This is a genomic window from Terribacillus saccharophilus, assembly GCF_002272075.1.
GTDB classification, from domain to species: Bacteria; Bacillota; Bacilli; order Bacillales; family Amphibacillaceae; genus Terribacillus; species Terribacillus saccharophilus_A.
On sequence record NZ_NPBJ01000037.1, the window covers coordinates 34380 to 49808 of the forward strand.

Annotated in this window: 18 protein-coding genes; 8 read left to right on the forward strand and 10 right to left on the reverse strand. The window is 42.8% G+C overall.

Translation table 11 applies throughout. The annotated features are described in order from the left end of the window. Window positions 1–9: 9 nt before the first annotated feature. The 5 genes from CHH48_RS16945 to CHH48_RS16960 form a co-directional block, all read right to left on the reverse strand. Window positions 10–1161, reverse strand: a complete 1152-nt coding sequence (locus tag CHH48_RS16945) for a GNAT family N-acetyltransferase (RefSeq protein WP_176466499.1) — start codon at window positions 1159–1161, stop codon at window positions 10–12. Window positions 1162–1220: 59 nt separating this feature from the next. Next, on the reverse strand, window positions 1221–2111 hold the full coding sequence (locus CHH48_RS16950; RefSeq protein WP_095220528.1) for a DMT family transporter: 891 nt from the start codon (window positions 2109–2111) through the stop codon (window positions 1221–1223). 151 nt (window positions 2112–2262) lie between these two features. Further along, the gene (locus tag CHH48_RS19640; RefSeq protein ID WP_176466500.1) at window positions 2263–2430 is read right to left on the reverse strand and encodes a hypothetical protein; all 168 of its coding nucleotides are present in this window, start codon (window positions 2428–2430) and stop codon (window positions 2263–2265) included. 341 nt (window positions 2431–2771) lie between these two features. Further along, window positions 2772–3596 carry an aldo/keto reductase gene (locus tag CHH48_RS16955; protein WP_095220527.1) on the reverse strand — a complete coding sequence of 275 codons (825 nt, stop codon included), beginning with the start codon at window positions 3594–3596 and terminating at the stop codon, window positions 2772–2774. 79 nt (window positions 3597–3675) lie between these two features. Then, entirely contained in the window at window positions 3676–4518 is an 843-nt protein-coding gene (locus tag CHH48_RS16960; RefSeq protein ID WP_245840427.1) for an aldo/keto reductase, read from the reverse strand. Window positions 4519–4696: 178 nt separating this feature from the next. Here CHH48_RS16960 and CHH48_RS16965 point away from each other — a divergent pair, with 178 nt between their 5' ends. Genes CHH48_RS16965 through CHH48_RS16980 form a run of 4 tightly spaced genes read left to right on the forward strand, consistent with a single transcriptional unit; the run spans window position 4697 to window position 7356 of the window. Next, window positions 4697–5149: a LytTR family DNA-binding domain-containing protein gene (locus CHH48_RS16965; RefSeq protein WP_095220525.1), complete on the forward strand. Its 453-nt coding sequence runs from the start codon at window positions 4697–4699 to the stop codon at window positions 5147–5149. A 3-nt stretch (window positions 5150–5152) separates the two neighbouring features. After that, window positions 5153–5593 (forward strand): DUF3021 family protein, encoded by a 441-nt coding sequence (locus CHH48_RS16970; protein ID WP_176466502.1) that lies wholly within the window; start codon window positions 5153–5155, stop codon window positions 5591–5593. Continuing rightward, window positions 5580–6518 (forward strand): ABC transporter ATP-binding protein, encoded by a 939-nt coding sequence (locus tag CHH48_RS16975; RefSeq protein ID WP_095220523.1) that lies wholly within the window; start codon window positions 5580–5582, stop codon window positions 6516–6518. The genes CHH48_RS16970 and CHH48_RS16975 overlap by 14 nt, the downstream gene beginning before the upstream one ends. Beyond that, entirely contained in the window at window positions 6484–7356 is an 873-nt protein-coding gene (locus tag CHH48_RS16980; RefSeq protein ID WP_095220522.1) for an ABC transporter permease, read from the forward strand. The genes CHH48_RS16975 and CHH48_RS16980 overlap by 35 nt, the downstream gene beginning before the upstream one ends. Before the next feature lie 153 nt (window positions 7357–7509). On the opposite strand, the gene CHH48_RS16985 is transcribed toward CHH48_RS16980, so the two are convergent. After that, window positions 7510–8031, reverse strand: a complete 522-nt coding sequence (locus CHH48_RS16985; protein WP_095220521.1) for a recombinase family protein — start codon at window positions 8029–8031, stop codon at window positions 7510–7512. Between the two features lie 147 nt (window positions 8032–8178). Between CHH48_RS16985 and CHH48_RS16990 the strand changes: the two genes are divergently transcribed. The 4 genes from CHH48_RS16990 to CHH48_RS17005 all read left to right on the forward strand — a co-directional run bounded on the left by CHH48_RS16990 (window position 8179) and on the right by CHH48_RS17005 (window position 12413). After that, the gene (locus CHH48_RS16990; protein ID WP_095220520.1) at window positions 8179–9651 is read left to right on the forward strand and encodes a SulP family inorganic anion transporter; all 1473 of its coding nucleotides are present in this window, start codon (window positions 8179–8181) and stop codon (window positions 9649–9651) included. 14 nt (window positions 9652–9665) lie between these two features. Beyond that, window positions 9666–10094, forward strand: coding sequence for a universal stress protein (locus CHH48_RS16995; protein WP_095220519.1), 429 nt, complete (start codon window positions 9666–9668; stop codon window positions 10092–10094). 69 nt (window positions 10095–10163) lie between these two features. Beyond that, window positions 10164–10619, forward strand: coding sequence for a GNAT family N-acetyltransferase (locus tag CHH48_RS17000; RefSeq protein ID WP_095220518.1), 456 nt, complete (start codon window positions 10164–10166; stop codon window positions 10617–10619). Window positions 10620–10814: 195 nt separating this feature from the next. Next, window positions 10815–12413, forward strand: coding sequence for a zinc ribbon domain-containing protein (locus tag CHH48_RS17005; protein ID WP_095220517.1), 1599 nt, complete (start codon window positions 10815–10817; stop codon window positions 12411–12413). A 51-nt stretch (window positions 12414–12464) separates the two neighbouring features. On the opposite strand, the gene CHH48_RS17010 is transcribed toward CHH48_RS17005, so the two are convergent. The 4 genes from CHH48_RS17010 to CHH48_RS17025 form a co-directional block, all read right to left on the reverse strand. Continuing rightward, the gene (locus CHH48_RS17010; RefSeq protein ID WP_176466503.1) at window positions 12465–13235 is read right to left on the reverse strand and encodes a zinc ribbon domain-containing protein; all 771 of its coding nucleotides are present in this window, start codon (window positions 13233–13235) and stop codon (window positions 12465–12467) included. A 313-nt stretch (window positions 13236–13548) separates the two neighbouring features. Beyond that, on the reverse strand, window positions 13549–13689 hold the full coding sequence (locus tag CHH48_RS17015; RefSeq protein ID WP_318250124.1) for a YezD family protein: 141 nt from the start codon (window positions 13687–13689) through the stop codon (window positions 13549–13551). 13 nt (window positions 13690–13702) lie between these two features. Continuing rightward, a complete protein-coding gene (locus CHH48_RS17020) occupies window positions 13703–15031 on the reverse strand; it encodes an LLM class flavin-dependent oxidoreductase (RefSeq protein WP_095220515.1) in 1329 nt (442 codons plus the stop codon). Window positions 15032–15044: 13 nt separating this feature from the next. Further along, a complete protein-coding gene (locus tag CHH48_RS17025) occupies window positions 15045–15428 on the reverse strand; it encodes a hypothetical protein (protein ID WP_095220514.1) in 384 nt (127 codons plus the stop codon). Window position 15429: the final 1 nt, after the last annotated feature.

Sequence of the window (15429 nt, forward strand, 5' to 3'; positions counted from 1 at the left end):
TTAATCTCCTTAGAAGAAATCATAAATGTACGGTTTCCGCCTCGGGATACTCAGCTCGAATTTCCGGATCATTTCCTCTGGTCCCTCTATCAACCCTGCTTGCCAAAGGACAAGCGGTCTTTTGTAACCAAACGCAATGGCAGAAAGCATGTTGATAGATAGCTTGATGCCTTTTGCTTCTGATGACATCTCTGTATTTGCATCTTTAAGAGTGAAAGTATCGTTATTTTCCTGAATGATTGGATCCTCCACATGCAGCACAACACCCGCAGGACTTCCCTGCCAATCGTATTTCTCAAAGAAAGCAGGCACATCTAAAATACGAGCCATAAAGTACGGATAATGCTTCACCTCAAGCTGCGGATCCGGCAGCATGAAGATGAGTGGATCATGCTGCGGAAGATCCAGTGTCACTTCTTCGAACATGGAATCATGCTGAGCAAGAAAATTCCACAGACCAATGCGGGCCTCAGCATTCAGCGCAATAAATTGCGAAACATCTAGCTTGTCACGTGAAGAAATCTCATAAATGATATACCCTTGCGCCTTGCCGTCAGAATCACGATAAAGGGCAATGAAGTCATGGTCTCGGTATACCCGATACTTCCACCAAAAATCCTCCCGCGCAAGCATGCCGCTGTATGTAGCTGCATAAGCAGTGTAGATATCTTCAATCTCTTGCGTATGTTCTTCTTTCTTCATACGCTCAACTGTTCCGTCCACCGGAGCCAAACGATTAAGGTCCTTCTTCTTCAATGTATAAATCGTACGGTCCGTGAATAACTCATACCCAAAGCGGCGATAGAAATCGACATAGAACGGATGCAGCATGGAAACAGGCATCCCTTGATCGCGCATGTGATAAAGCGTATCAGTCAAAAGTCGCTTGATATAGCCATTCCGGCGATATTCCGGATAAGTTGCCACTCCGGCGATCCCGCCCATCAGCATTGTCTGTTCACCGAGTCTGATGCTAAGCGGCAGCAGCTGCAGCTTTGCAGCCAGCTTTCCATTTTCCTTGATACCATAAAGCTGCTGGTGCTGATCCATCTGCTCCAGCCTTGCGTCTCGCTTATCTTCCGGTATGCGGTATCGGAAAGCATACTCCGACATCTGCATCGCCGCTTCCAAATCCTGCTTCTGTAACCGTTCTGTCTGCATCCTGATCCCTCCTCTAATTTTCCCTTTTACTATAGCATAGACATGCACAAACCTTAGCATCAACCCGCACTCTTTTTAGATGAATGCTGTTCTTTCTTTTTATTAGAAGTAAGAAGAAAAATCGAAAGCAGCATAACACTTGCCCCTGCAATTTTTTGCCAAGTAATCTCAACTGGAAAGAATGGAAAAGAGATAACAGCGAGCAGTATTGGACTAAATGCGCGTATAGTATTAGCAATTGAAAATCTCAGGTATTTCAATGCTTCATATAAGAACAGTGTTCCGACGAAACCTGTCAGTAAAGAAGATAATGCAATCAATCCTATTCCTGAAAGCGACAAAGCCCCTTCCCAAAGCTGCCCTGTAACGATTGCATAGAGCGTCACAAAAACTAGTGCGATACAGTTATTGGTGAACAAGATAGAATTGGAATCCTTATCTGTCGCCATAGTCCTTTTAATATAGATATTGGAGAGAGCAAAGAAGAATGTCTGGAAGAGTGCACATATGCTGCCTATCAGACTCGCACCGTATACGTTCGCTGTATCAATGAATAGAAAGATGCCCAACATGGCTGCCATAATAAAGAATGTCTCTTTTCTGGTCAATCGCTCTTTCAGAATAAGCAAAGACAGTAAAATTGCGAATACCGTATAGAAGCGGCCAATAAATCCAATCTCAACGGGAGATAACAAACTGGTGCTAATGTAAAGGAGAATAACACCGAATGAATTCAACACCCCTAGCAAAATCATCTCTTTGTCTGCATAGAATGAAACTTTTTTACCTTGGATGTACCCAAATAGATAGCTTGCTAGTAAAATAACCAGAACATTAATGATTGCAGCTTGCGCCGGACTTATCTCCAGCACACCAAACTTAGCTAGCAAAGGCCCAATCGCCATCATAAGGATAGAAATAAGGTTATAGATATGTCCTTTTTTCTCCATATACCTCTCCCTTCTTTCTAGTTCTTAAACAGGATAACATTTCCATATAAATCAATGTACATAACAATGATAATTTCAGTTCCTCCAACAGCATAAAGCTGTCAATGAGATATACGAGTTATGGGATATACCTACTCAAATCCTACTATCATTACTGCGAATCCTTTTCCGTAAACTGGATACGACATCCACCCTTTGTATGTTTACCTTCAATTCTGACTGAGTAACGCCGGTTATGTGTCTGAGCTGTAATAGACCCTTGTGTGTTTTCAGTAAATACTTCTTGCCAGAGCAACTGTTTACGATCACGCCATTCCAATATCAGTTCTCCTTCATCGACCTCCACATCATAAGAGAGTGTCATCGTCCGGCCTTGACTAAATTTAAAATAATAGTAATCGAAACCATTAAATTTCTTATAAGTGAGAGTTAACTCATGATTGGATTGCTTATATTTGTACCATTCTTACTTACTATCTTAATTACTCTAAATTTGATCAGCACCGCGAAAATTAAAACGATTATGATAAAGCCGATAACGTCTGAGAACACATCAATCAATCCTTCCTGCGCTCGAGGTTTCTACATCCATACAATCACTTCCCCAAATAACTGTCAACGCAAAAAAAGAGCGCCATCTCGGCGCTCTCCCTGTCTTACTTATCGTTTGTTCATCTCGTTTGGATGTGCACCTTTACGGCGGTTTGCATCCAATTTATTGATCGCATCCATATCTTCTGCAGATAGCTCGAAGTCGAATACTTGGAAGTTCTCTTCGATACGGGATGGTGTGACAGATTTCGGAATGACAATTGTGTCATTCTGAAGGTGCCAGCGAAGCACAACTTGTGCAGCTGTTTTACCAAGCTTTTCAGCAATTGCTGTCACGACTTCATCCTTCAAAACATCGCCGCCCTGATCAAGCGGACTCCATGCTTCTACAAAGATGTCATGCTTTTTGCAGAAGTCTTTTAATTCGTTTTGTGCCAAGTACGGGTGGCACTCCACTTGGTTCAAGACTGGAACGATTTCTGTTTCTTTCAACAGGCGTTCCAAATGCTCGATTTCAAAATTACATACGCCGATTGCTTTCACGCGGCCGTCTTTGTATAGCTTCTCTAATGCTTTAAACGTATCCACGTACTCATCATATTGTGGTGTCGGCCAGTGGATTAGATAAAGATCCACATACTCAAGACCAAGACGCTCAAGGCTTGCTTCGAAAGCTGCAATTGTATTGTCGAATCCTTGATCAGAATTCCAAACTTTTGTTGTGATGAACAGATCTTCTCTGTTTACGTTTGCTTCCTTGATCGCTTTGCCAACGCCTGCTTCATTTTTGTAAATCATTGCTGTGTCGATGCTTGTATAACCAACTTCAAGTGCTTTCGCTACTGCTGCAGTTGCTTCTTCATCTCCAACCTGCCAGACTCCAAAGCCAAGCTGTGGCATTTTCACGCCATTGTTCAGTGTTACATAGTTCATTTAAAAGCACTCCTTTAGCGGTTTTTCTCGTTTAGTATAGCGTTGCCTGCATAGACTGTCATGTAAAATGCCTATGCATTCACACGACCTCCAACGGTACTTTCGACGTCGGCGGCGGGAATTCCTTGTCTAATTTTGCAAGATCTTCTTTATTTAATACGAGATTGGCAGCTTCCGCATTTTCTACCACATGAGCAGCCTGTCCAGCTTTTGGAATACTAAGCACATGTCCTGACTGAATCGTCCATGCTAAAGCAATCTGAGAAACGGATACTTCGTATGCTTTTGCCAGTTCACGGACTGTATCATTATGCAGAATTTCCTTCCGATCTCCTTGAGCTAATGGACAATACGCCATAATCGGTATACCTTTTTCCTTCTGCCACGGAATCAGATCATATTCAATTCCTCTCGCAGTAAGATTATAGAGTACTTGATTGACCGCACAATTCTTCCCGTTCTCTACATTCCATAACTCTTCCATATCATCAGTATCGAAATTCGATACACCCCAGCGCTTAATCTTTCCTTCTTCTTTCAACTGCTCAAAAGCAGCCACTGTCTCTGAGAGCGGTACTGCTCCTCGCCAGTGAAGCAAATATAGGTCCAGATAGTCAGTTCCTAATCGCTCCAAGGAACGGTTACAGGCTGCTAGCACATCATCGAACGCTGCATTGGAGGGCAGCACCTTTGAAACAAGGAATACTTTTTCCCTTCGATTTGCAATCGCCTCTTGTACGAGCCGTTCGGAGCGGCCATCACCATACATCTCGGCTGTATCAATCACCTGCAATTCCTGATCAAGTCCCGTGCGCAAGGCCTGAATCTCATCATGACGTCTCGATTCGTTTTCCCCCATATACCAAGTTCCTTGTCCGATCGTCGCTAGTTCAGTTCCATCCGGTAGGGTAATTGTTTTCATCATATTCTCCTCCTTCATCACTTACTTTTTCCCGGTCAGCAATCTTTATCAAACGTTTGATCAATACATAGATGGCAGCTTAACTGCTCTTATTGGCAGGATACACCATCTGCTATTGTTTTTCCTCTGCTGACCGTTACACTGGAAATAACAACAAGTAAAAGACAGGAGGCGTGCTATGAAAATCACAATTCAGGAGGACGATAATTGCCAGGAAACCGAAGTGCAAATCACCTGCCGTCAAACAGACTCCAGCATTCTGGAACTCGTCAAAATCCTCTCAGCCTCTAACAAAGAAAGATTGTCTGGTGAGAGGAATGGAGAATTGCATCTTCTGCAGCCAGACTCTATCTACTATATCGAGTCAGTGGATAATACTGTATTTCTCTATGATAAGAGCGCTGTATACCAATCCTCATTAAAGCTGTATCAAATTGAGGAGTCGCATTTCAGTCCCGATCTAATACGTATATCTAAATCTGTTATCCTCAATCTTTCAAAGGTGGAAAAACTAAAGCCCGCTCTAGGCCGGAAACTTACAGCCACCCTCACAAACGGAGAAAAATTAATAATTTCCAGGCAGTACGTACCGCAGCTAAAACACAAGCTCGGAATAGGAAAGGAGGAGTAAATGATGAAGACTTTCGTAAGTTTCATCCAATCATGGGGCATCATGTTTATGTTCTCTATTTTGGCAACAAGCATATACATTTATGCCTTCATCGGAAATAACACAATGGATATTGCCCTTGTACCTCAAAATCTACTTATTACTTTTGTGCTGACTTGGATACAGATTTTGATTCTGGGTCGAGCAAATGAATCTAACATCCTTACCCGCTCACTTCTGTTCCTCCTTGTTGTCTTGGGTACTTTCACAGGTTCCGCTGCCCTGTTCGGCTGGTTTGATACAGGTAACTGGAAGCTGCTCGCGTTATTATTTGCTCTTGTTATCTTCATTTATATCGTCCTTTGGGCTATCTATCGCCTTATTCATAGTGTTGAAGCAAAGCAATTGAATGAAGAACTAGCTAATTATAAAAGGAAGAAGGCTGGAGCGAATGAAAATCATTGAAATTAATAATCTAACGAAAAGCTATGGGAAGTCCGTTGCGGTGGATGACATATCCTTCGATGTGGAGAAAGGGCATCTATTCGCATTTTTAGGTGTAAATGGTGCGGGAAAATCGACAACCATCCATATGATTGCAACCCGCTTGCAGCAGTCTAATGGTTCTATCTTCGTCGATGGCTTCCAAGCGGGCAAGGATGACGCAGAAATTCGCAAGCGGATTGGTTTGGTTTTTCAAGATAATGTCCTCGATGATGTTCTTACCGTAAAGGAGAATCTCGACATGTGGGGGCGATTCTATGGTATGTCAAAAACTGATACTCAGAAAAGTATCTCCTGGGTAACCGATACCTTGCTGCTGGAACCAATCCTAAAAAAACAATTCCGGCATCTGTCAGGCGGCCAGAAACGACGTGCAGAGATAGCCCGGGCACTGCTGCACCGGCCAGCCATTTTATTTTTAGATGAACCGACGACGGGTCTCGATCCCCAAACAAGAGTCGATGTATGGAAAACAATTGCAAGTCTGCAGCAGCAGCTCCAAATGACTGTGTTTTTGACGACGCATTACATGGAGGAAGCAGCTGAAGCAGATCAAATTGTTGTCATTGATAAGGGCAGAATCAAAGCACAAGGAACACCAGCAGAGTTGAAACGGCTTTACGCTTCAGATACATTGCGCTTACAAGTTAACGATAACGATTTTACAGCAACGTATTTAGATGAACATCGTTACAGCTATAACCTTAAGAACGGCTTATTCCAAATTTCTGTCTCAAATAGTTTGCATGCGTACCATATCCTCCGGCATTTAGAGGACAGTATCACCGATTTCGAATTAATCAAAGGCAGTCTGGACGATGTGTTCATTAACTTAGTAAAGGAGAATACACATGCACACAATCTGGCAGCTGACAAAGCGCTCTAATCGATTGTATTTTCGTGACAAGACTGCTGTCTTCATGTCTTTACTCACAACAGGTATCATTATTGTCCTTTATTTGCTTTTCTTGGCTGATGTGACGACTAATTCGGCACAGCAAGCTGCACAGGGAGCAACCGGCATGAAAGAGCTGATGCAAAGCTGGCTTCTCGCCGGAATCATTGTAGTCATCTCTCTGACAGTCACATTGGCTGTTTTAAGCACGATGATTGAAGACGCCGTCAGCAACCAGCTGCACGCTTTACTGATCACACCAATAACAAGAACCCAATTGGTTATAGGGTACCTATTATCCGCTTGGCTGATCGCTGTACTATTTTCTGTCGGCGCCTTGCTCATTGCTCAAGGATATTTCTGGTTGAATGATAAACCTACTGTTACTTGGAATGGCTTACTATCGGCTATCGGCTTAATCATGCTGATTACTTTTTCTTCTGCAGCCTTCCTTTTCGCCATCACAGTTCTAATACGTTCCAGAAAATCTTTTTCATCCATGGGTACTCTGGTCGGTACCTTATCCGGTTTTCTGCTTGGCATCTACATACCAATCGGACAGCTGCCGGCATTTGTACAGGAAATAACCAAGTTCTTTCCCCCGACTTATGGTGTCGCAGCACTGCGTGACGTTCTGATGCAGCCTGCAATTGAAACTACCTTTGCCGAAGCTCCCGCCTCGATTTTGGATGAATTCAAAGAAACATTTGGCCTGCAAATCACTTTATTTGATGCAACCGCTCAGCTTCCCGTAATACTCGGTATTCTTCTGTTAACAGGGGTTATATTCCTAAGCATTGGTGTATGGATGCGATCTGTCCGGATGTAGAAGTATTTTTAGAATGGAGTTATATCATTCTTCAAATTGTTTACAACAAGGAATATAGTAGATAAAAAATGAAAAGCACCTTCATCCAAAGTCGATGAAGGTGCTTCTTTTTCAGCTAAACAAACGATTGATCATAAACAAATGCTGACAAATTTATTCTTGAAGATACCTGTACAGCGTCGTTTTACTAATACCTGTTTCAATGGTTATGTCGGCTATCGAGTACTTCTTGCTTCGATACATATCGATAGCTTTTTGAACATTCCTATCTGGTTTACGCGGTCTTCCCCCCGCTCGGTTCTTTGCTTTTGCTTCGGAAAGTCCTGCCTTGGTCCTCTCTCCTACTACTTCTTTCCGGAATACAGCAATCTGCTCCAAATGCTGAAAAAACGAATCACCTCGCGTATCAACACTATCCTCGATTGATAACAGATCCGCCTGCTTCTCCTGCAGGTTACGACAAATTTCGATTAGATGCTTTGTCGAATTTGCCAGGCTGTAAAGCTTACGTACAACTAGCACATCTCCCGGCTGAAGCTTCTCCAAAAGCTCCTCTAACAAAGGCTGACCCTGCACGTCGTCCTTCTCTTCTATCACGGTCTCGCAGTTCATCATTTCTGTTGGCTGACTGTCCCATTTCCCCTGTACGAATTCCCGTATATATCCAATCTTCATTTTATCTCACTCCAAACAAAGTACCAAAAACGGTAGTTTTGGTTCCAAAACTTGCTGAATCGTGTTACAGTAAGCTTATCAAAATTCGGACCCGACTTCTATGAGACTTAGAAGTCAACAAGATAATAAAAATGAGGTGTAAGTAAATTGGCAACAGCAAAATTGAATAAACAATGGTTTGGCAACGTCCGCGGAGACATCCTTTCCGGTATCGTTGTTGCTTTGGCTTTAATTCCGGAGGCAATCGCCTTCTCCATCATCGCAGGGGTAGACCCGATGGTCGGATTGTATGCATCCTTCTCGATGGCAGTCGTCATTGCTATCGTCGGCGGCAGACCAGCAATGATTTCCGCTGCAACAGGAGCAATGGCATTATTGATGGTGACATTAGTGAAAGATTACGGCTTACAATACTTATTCGCTACTACGATTCTAACCGGGGTATTACAGCTCTTATTCGGTGTCTTAGGTATTGCCCGTTTTATGAAGTTCATTCCGCGTTCTGTCATGATCGGATTCGTGAACTCGCTTGCTATCTTAATTTTCATGGCGCAGGTTCCACATTTCATCGGCATCAATACGACCACCTATATCGTAGTGGGAGTCACGCTTGCCATCATTTATCTGTTCCCGCTCATTACGAAAGCTGTACCCGCTCCGCTTGTGGCCATTCTGGCAGTGACAATTATCTCGTTGTTCCTGCATATTGATGTCCGCACCGTTGGTGATCTAGGGGAAATCAAGCAAGCACTGCCTACCTTTCTTTTGCCAAATATCCCACTCAACTTAGAGACATTGCAAATAATATTCCCGACTGCACTAGCTTTGTCGATCGTTGGGTTGCTGGAATCCTTGCTCACTGCGTCTATCGTTGATGACATGACGGATACAGACAGTAACAAGAACAAAGAAGCCCGCGGACAAGGTATTGCCAATATCGTAACAGGCTTCTTTGGCGGAATGGCAGGATGTGCAATGATCGGACAGTCCGTTATCAACGTCAAATCAGGCGGACGGGGACGACTGTCTACGCTTGTTGCAGGTATATTCTTGATGTTCTTAATTCTCGTATTAGGAGACTGGGTAGTGAAAATCCCGATGCCCGCTCTAGTCGGTGTTATGATCATGGTTTGTATCGGTACATTTGACTGGTCTTCCCTGCGCAGCCTTACCCGCGTTCCTTTATCGGATTCAGTAGTCATGGTAGTAACCGTCATCGCTGTAGTGGCGACCCATAACCTATCCATAGGTGTATTCATCGGCATACTATTGAGCGCAATTTTCTTTGTTGCAAAAATATCGAAAGTGAAAGTCGAAAAAAGTACCGGCACTACAGCAGATCATACCCGCTACACTATCAGCGGACAGCTATTCTTTGCTTCCGTCACTGATTTCACGAACAGCTTCTCATTTGAGAATAAATCCAAGCATATAACACTAAATTTCACCAACACGCATGTTTGGGATGACTCAGCAGTAGCAGCGATTGACAAAATCGTGCTAAAATTCAAGGAGAAGGGCTCTTCCGTTACTTTGGAAGGGTTGAACAAGGATAGCCAGGCACTTATGCACAAATTGACAACTAACGATTCAGCACATGTGAACGTATCAAACCACTAAAAGGCGGTGCATCCATGTATAAGAAAATCGTAGTAGCAATTGATGGGTCCGACCACTCCTTCCTAGCAGCAGAGCATGCCATCCAACTGGCGAAGCTGCAGCCCGGAACCCATGTGGAGGGGATCCAAGTTCTTGATTATGAAAAGACCAAAGCAGACGTTCTGCACAGCAGTGATCCAATTCAACTGCAAAGCAAACGCGATGAGAAGCTCCAGCGTTTCCGAGATGCATTCGAAGCAGCATCCATCCAATACAAGCTGATCATGAAACACGGCGAGCCTGCACCGATGATATTAGAGCATGCACGTGATACTCGAGCTGATCTTATTATCATCGGCAGTCGCGGACTGAATCCACTCCAGGAAATCGTCATGGGAAGTGTCAGCAGCCGTGTCGCTAAACGAGCGAAGTGCTCTGTCATGATTGTCAAATACCTGCCGTAACAAAAGGCTGCCGGTGAGTTCCGGCAGCCTTTTTCATAGCCTATACTAAATAATTAGAGGGGTGAATTGATGAAGATACGCAAGCTCCACCCAACAACTGAAACACCGCCCATGGATCTCTTGCTCGAAGCAGATCCATCTATAACAAAAATAGAGTCATACCTTCGTCATGGAAGCAGTTTTATTGCAGAAATAGACAATCATATCTCGGGCATTTACGTTTTGCTGCCGACCAGCTCAGACATCGTGGAAGTAATCAACATTTCTGTAAGAGAAGCTGATCAAGGAAAAGGTATAGGCAGAAAACTCATCCATCATGCGATTGAGCAAGCCCGCGCACAGGGCTATACTTGTCTGGAAGTAGGAACAGGCAATTCCAGTATCGATCAAATTGCCTTTTATCAAAAATGCGGCTTCAGGATGATAGCAATTGATCATGATTTCTTTCTTCGCAACTACGAAAGACCTATTTTTGAAAATGGTATCCAGTGCCGGGATATGATTCGTTTTCGTTATAACCTGTAACTGCAGCATTACCCTATTAATCTACGACCCGCCAAGCGAGGTCGTTTTTTATTGGAATATTTATTAATGAAATTCCATTTTTTCAATTTAATTCTCTTATTTATCTAGATATTTAGTAGGATAATATTATAATAAGAATGCTGTCTTTATTTGTCCTTATACTATTATTCTGATAAGACAGAGGAAGGAGAAATTATGAATTTTTGTAAAGAATGCGGTAACGAACTGAAGCCTGGCGCACAGTTCTGTAATAACTGCGGCACAAGCTCGAGCGGTAAACCCACTCCTCAGCGCCAGCAGCAAACCGCACCCAAGAAGAAAATGAGTAAAAAGAACAAGATCATCCTAGCAAGTGTCATCGCAGTTCTGATCATCCTGTTTGCCGGCTACAAGACAGGAGAAGCAATGACTAGCAAAGATAAGGTGATTGACAAATTCGAAACGGCTTTAGCAGAGAAAGATGCAAAGAAACTTGCTAAAATCATCACAACAGACGATAAAGAGCTTAAGATTGATGAGGATTCAGTAACAGGGCTGATTGCTTACTACAATGAAAATCCAGAAGAATTGGACATTTTAGTAGCTGATATGAGAAGCCAAACAGAGGAAACAGTTGCTTATGCTACTGGCCCTATCCACCTTTCTAAGGATGGCAAAAAACTTCTTCTGTATGATAATTACGAAATTAACGTACAGCCTTACTACATAACCCTAGCCACTGCTTACAAAGATACAGTACTGAAAGTAGATGGTAAGGAAGTTGGAAAGGCAGACGCAGATGATTTCGAAAAGACTTATGGTCCATTTGTACCTGGTACTCACGAAGTATCTGCTGCACTGACCCACGATATGATAGAAATGGCTGCAACAGAAAACATGAACCTCTACAGCGAAGATACGAATCCATACAGTGACCTGCAAGTAGAAGGTTCTATAACAGAAGATACAAAAAAACAAATCATGGAGCAGATTAATACAGTCGGTGATCAGCTGGCAAATGCTAAAGCGGCTAAAGACACCAGTCTCCTTAAAGATGCTGGAAAACCGTTCAAGCAGATGGTCCAAGACGAAATTGACAATTTAGATTTCTGGAGTAATTCATACAAAGGCTCTTATTTATCATCAGAATTTGATTTGGATACATTTAATGTAACAAAGTTGGACACGGGCTGGGCGGTAACAGTAGATGTCAATCAAACGTTCAACGAAGCAGAGATTTATGATGAAGAATCCGATGATTTAGCAGAGCAGTCCCATGAACTGAATTACACTATGATCTATGATGAAAAAGCAAAGAAATGGCAAGCATATGATGCAGACTATAATTATTTCAGCTCCATCGGTGATAACACAAAAGTAGTGGAGAACAAGAAGCCTACGGTATATGAGGCTGATGGATCTGCCAAATCCGATGAAACAAAAACGGATGATAGCAGCGCTGAAGGGGATATTCCCGACTCAGCAGTCACATTGATGGACAACTACCTTTATGGCTTAATAGACGCTATTAATTACGATAGCTTCAGCAGTGTTTCTCCTTATATGGTTGAAGGATCAGCGTTATATGAATCACAACAAACACTTGTTGATAATCTTACATCCAAAAGCATCACTGAATCTCTGGATGATTACGAGATTACCAGCTACGAAGAAGATGGCGATTCAGCAACCATCAAGACCAATGAGACGATTACAATCTCTTATAGCGATGGAACCTCCGAACAACAAGATTATAACTGGACATACACAGCAGAAAAATCCGGAGACGATTGGAAGCTATCAAATATTGAGTAAAGAAAAAAGCACATCAGCTAAGCTGATGTGCTTTTACGATTAAAACCAAGTTTAGAAAAAGCTTGAATACTCTAATGAATCCATGATCATGGAGAACATGATACCAAGTACTATGCTAGTAATTACATACACAATTATTACTAAATAGACATTATCAATTCCGCGTTGTCTATCCTGCTTGAAACCAGGAATCAAAATCAACGGGACAATTACAAGAGCAAAAGAGAAACCACTTAAAACTAATACGCTTCCCCATAACTCCAATCCAAGGAAGGTCAACAAAGCCCCCACGAACATTATTGCAGTGAAAGGCACTAATAAGCTCCCGTATCGGACTAGGACAGACTTATAAGATACAGACGATTGATCCAATTTCAAGACACCAAAAATGATAGTAGCAAAAATAAATAAGAAAACAGCAAAAACAATAACAGGTTTAACCACTACTTCGCCAAATGGTACCTCAAAATAGCTCTGACGGTTAGCATGGACGTAAAGAGTCAACGGAATGATCAATGAGAATAAAACAAATGTAATAATAGCATTCACAAAATTATCCGTTCCGTATTTCATTCCATTACCATCAGGGCGCTTCAAGACATCAAGGAAATAAGAGAAATACTGTTTGGATACATTTTTAGTTGTCTCCAAATATTCATTCGCTTTTCCACTGGTATCTTGCTGGCTTGTCGCTGCATATTGAGCCTGCGCCGCCTGCTGTGTGTTACCTGCTGCAGTTTGCCCTTGCAAAGCAGCACCGCAATTCTCGCAAAACTTACTCCCTTCCGTATTGTTGTGTCCACATGACGGACAAGTTACCATAAAATCTACTCCCTTACCTAAAAAATCGCACATTTATCTATGTACTTCCTCATTATACAAAAAATAGGTCAAAAGAGGCAGTTCTTATTATAATTTACTATGTAAAAGGACATACACTCTGGAGTGCATGCCCCGTCAATTCATTCAGGTACGGCAAAATTCAGAACCGATCATAACCACATTCTTCCTTCTGAATGGCAAGCTGAAAAGTAACCTGCAGCGCATCTTACGAATTGTCTTCATCCGCTAATCGGCTTTGATCCAGAATGCCCAATTGATAGGTCATGGAATGCCTCCCCACATAATCTAGTTTTTAACCAAAACGTTTCTTTTCCGTAATGTCCACTTGCTTGATTTCATTATCATGCACAGTGATCAAGACAGTGCCATATTGCAGGTCATCCACTTTCTCAATGATCTCTTCCCATTTTTCTTCATTTTCTTGCTTACTCAAATCTATCATCCTTTCATCTTTGATTATTTAAAATCGGACTTTTGTATACTGGTTCCGGAAGACCTAGATGCGCTCTCAATGTGCTGGCCGTATAATCCTTTCGGTAAATTCCTCTCTCTTGAAGTACAGGAATCACCTGATCTACGAAATCATCCAAGCTATTCGGAAAGGATGGCAGCATCAGATTGAAGCCATCTGCGCCATCTTCATGAAGCCAGTTCTCTAGATCATCAGCAATTTCTTCGGCTGTTCCAAAAATAAGACGATGCCCTCTCGATCCTGCTACATATTGATACAGCTCCCGAATCGTCAGCTGCTTTTCCTCGGCCAGCTTGATCAGCAATGCCCTGCGGCTTTTGTTGCCATTCGTTTCCGGTATTTCAGGAAGTGGTCCATCCACACTATACGGACTAATATCAAAGCCCCCAAGATATTCGGATAACAGATTCTTTCCGACCTCCGGCGTGATCAATCGCTGCAATTGCTCATACTTTTCTACAGCTTCTGCACGTGTGTTTCCGACATATACAGAAACACCTGGCATGATTTTGACATGATCAGGATCGCGTCCATATGTCTGGACTTTATCTTTGACTCTTTGATAGAAGGCTTTGGCATCTGCCAAGTTATCCTGGGCAGTGAAAATGATGTCAGCTGATTTTGCAGCAAGGTTCACTCCAGCATCCGAAGAGCCTGCTTGAATAATGACTGGCTTCCCTTGCGGTGATCTCGCGATATTCAGCGGTCCTTCTACAGAGAAATACGTACCTTTGTGATGGATACGATGAAGCTTTTCTTTCTCGAAATAAATGCCTTGCTCCTTGTTTCGCACCAATGCATCCGGTTCCCAGCTGTCCCATAGTCCATTCACTACATCAAGGAATTCCTTTGCCCGTATGTATCGATCCTGATGGGCAAGATGCTCGGACTTACTGAAGTTTTTAGCTTCCGATTCGTAATAGGAAGTAACCACGTTCCAACCGGCTCGCCCTTCGCTCAAATGATCAAGGGAAAGGAATTTCCTCGCCACATGGAAGGGCTCATTATAGGTAGTAGTGACCGTGGAAGCGAGCCCTATCTTATTCGTGACAACAGCCAGCGCGCTCAGCAAGGAAACCGGCTCGAATCGGCTCAACTCTGCAGGGTGGGATAGTTCATGAAAGGATAGTCCATCACTGAGAAAAAGCATATCCAGCTTACCCGCTTCCGCTTTCTTAGCGATCTCTGCGAAATAGCGGAAGGATGTTACTTGGTCTGAATCAACATCTGGATGTCGCCATGATGCGATATGGTGTCCGCTTCCCATTAGGAAGAGCCCTAAATGCAATTGCTTATCTCCCATGGTTAATCCTCCTTTATTTAGATTGGAATGGAGCTGGAGTGCTTGGTGCTACGTTTTTGGATGCAATCTCTCTTTCTCCAACAACAAATCCTTGCTCCAGTAGTTCCAGAAATGTATCGAATGGTAGCGGCGATTCCAGATTGAAGAATAAGAGATGCTCTTGCTGCGCTTTCTCATAAGATAGCTCACAAAACGTCTGAGGAGGTGCTGCGAAGGCTTCTGCACCATGTTGTCTAGCTAACGCCAAAGCTGCACCCCTCCTGCCTTCCGTCAACTTAGGCGCCGGATTTTCCATATTTGTTAATTCTTTCGTTTGCGTATCAAACAACCGAATTGTTTCGCCATCAACTATCGGAACAATATAATCCTTCTGGTTAATTACTGCTGCTATCTTCATA

Bases quoted from the DNA above. Each gene is read 5' to 3' on its own strand.
- CHH48_RS16985 (WP_095220521.1), bottom strand. From the start codon at position 8,031: ATGAAGATTGGATATATACGGGAATTCGTACAGGGGAAATGGGACAGT.
- CHH48_RS16950 (WP_095220528.1), bottom strand. From the start codon at position 2,111: ATGGAGAAAAAAGGACATATCTATAACCTTATTTCTATCCTTATGATG.
- CHH48_RS16945 (WP_176466499.1), bottom strand. From the start codon at position 1,161: ATGCAGACAGAACGGTTACAGAAGCAGGATTTGGAAGCGGCGATGCAG.
- CHH48_RS16970 (WP_176466502.1), top strand. From the start codon at position 5,153: ATGAAGACTTTCGTAAGTTTCATCCAATCATGGGGCATCATGTTTATG.
- CHH48_RS16960 (WP_245840427.1), bottom strand. From the start codon at position 4,518: ATGAAAACAATTACCCTACCGGATGGAACTGAACTAGCGACGATCGGA.
- CHH48_RS17020 (WP_095220515.1), bottom strand. From the start codon at position 15,031: ATGGGAGATAAGCAATTGCATTTAGGGCTCTTCCTAATGGGAAGCGGA.
- CHH48_RS17000 (WP_095220518.1), top strand. From the start codon at position 10,164: ATGAAGATACGCAAGCTCCACCCAACAACTGAAACACCGCCCATGGAT.
- CHH48_RS16980 (WP_095220522.1), top strand. From the start codon at position 6,484: ATGCACACAATCTGGCAGCTGACAAAGCGCTCTAATCGATTGTATTTT.
- CHH48_RS16965 (WP_095220525.1), top strand. From the start codon at position 4,697: ATGAAAATCACAATTCAGGAGGACGATAATTGCCAGGAAACCGAAGTG.
- CHH48_RS16955 (WP_095220527.1), bottom strand. From the start codon at position 3,596: ATGAACTATGTAACACTGAACAATGGCGTGAAAATGCCACAGCTTGGC.
- CHH48_RS17010 (WP_176466503.1), bottom strand. From the start codon at position 13,235: ATGGTAACTTGTCCGTCATGTGGACACAACAATACGGAAGGGAGTAAG.
- CHH48_RS16995 (WP_095220519.1), top strand. From the start codon at position 9,666: ATGTATAAGAAAATCGTAGTAGCAATTGATGGGTCCGACCACTCCTTC.
- CHH48_RS17005 (WP_095220517.1), top strand. From the start codon at position 10,815: ATGAATTTTTGTAAAGAATGCGGTAACGAACTGAAGCCTGGCGCACAG.
- CHH48_RS16975 (WP_095220523.1), top strand. From the start codon at position 5,580: ATGAAAATCATTGAAATTAATAATCTAACGAAAAGCTATGGGAAGTCC.
- CHH48_RS17025 (WP_095220514.1), bottom strand. From the start codon at position 15,428: ATGAAGATAGCAGCAGTAATTAACCAGAAGGATTATATTGTTCCGATA.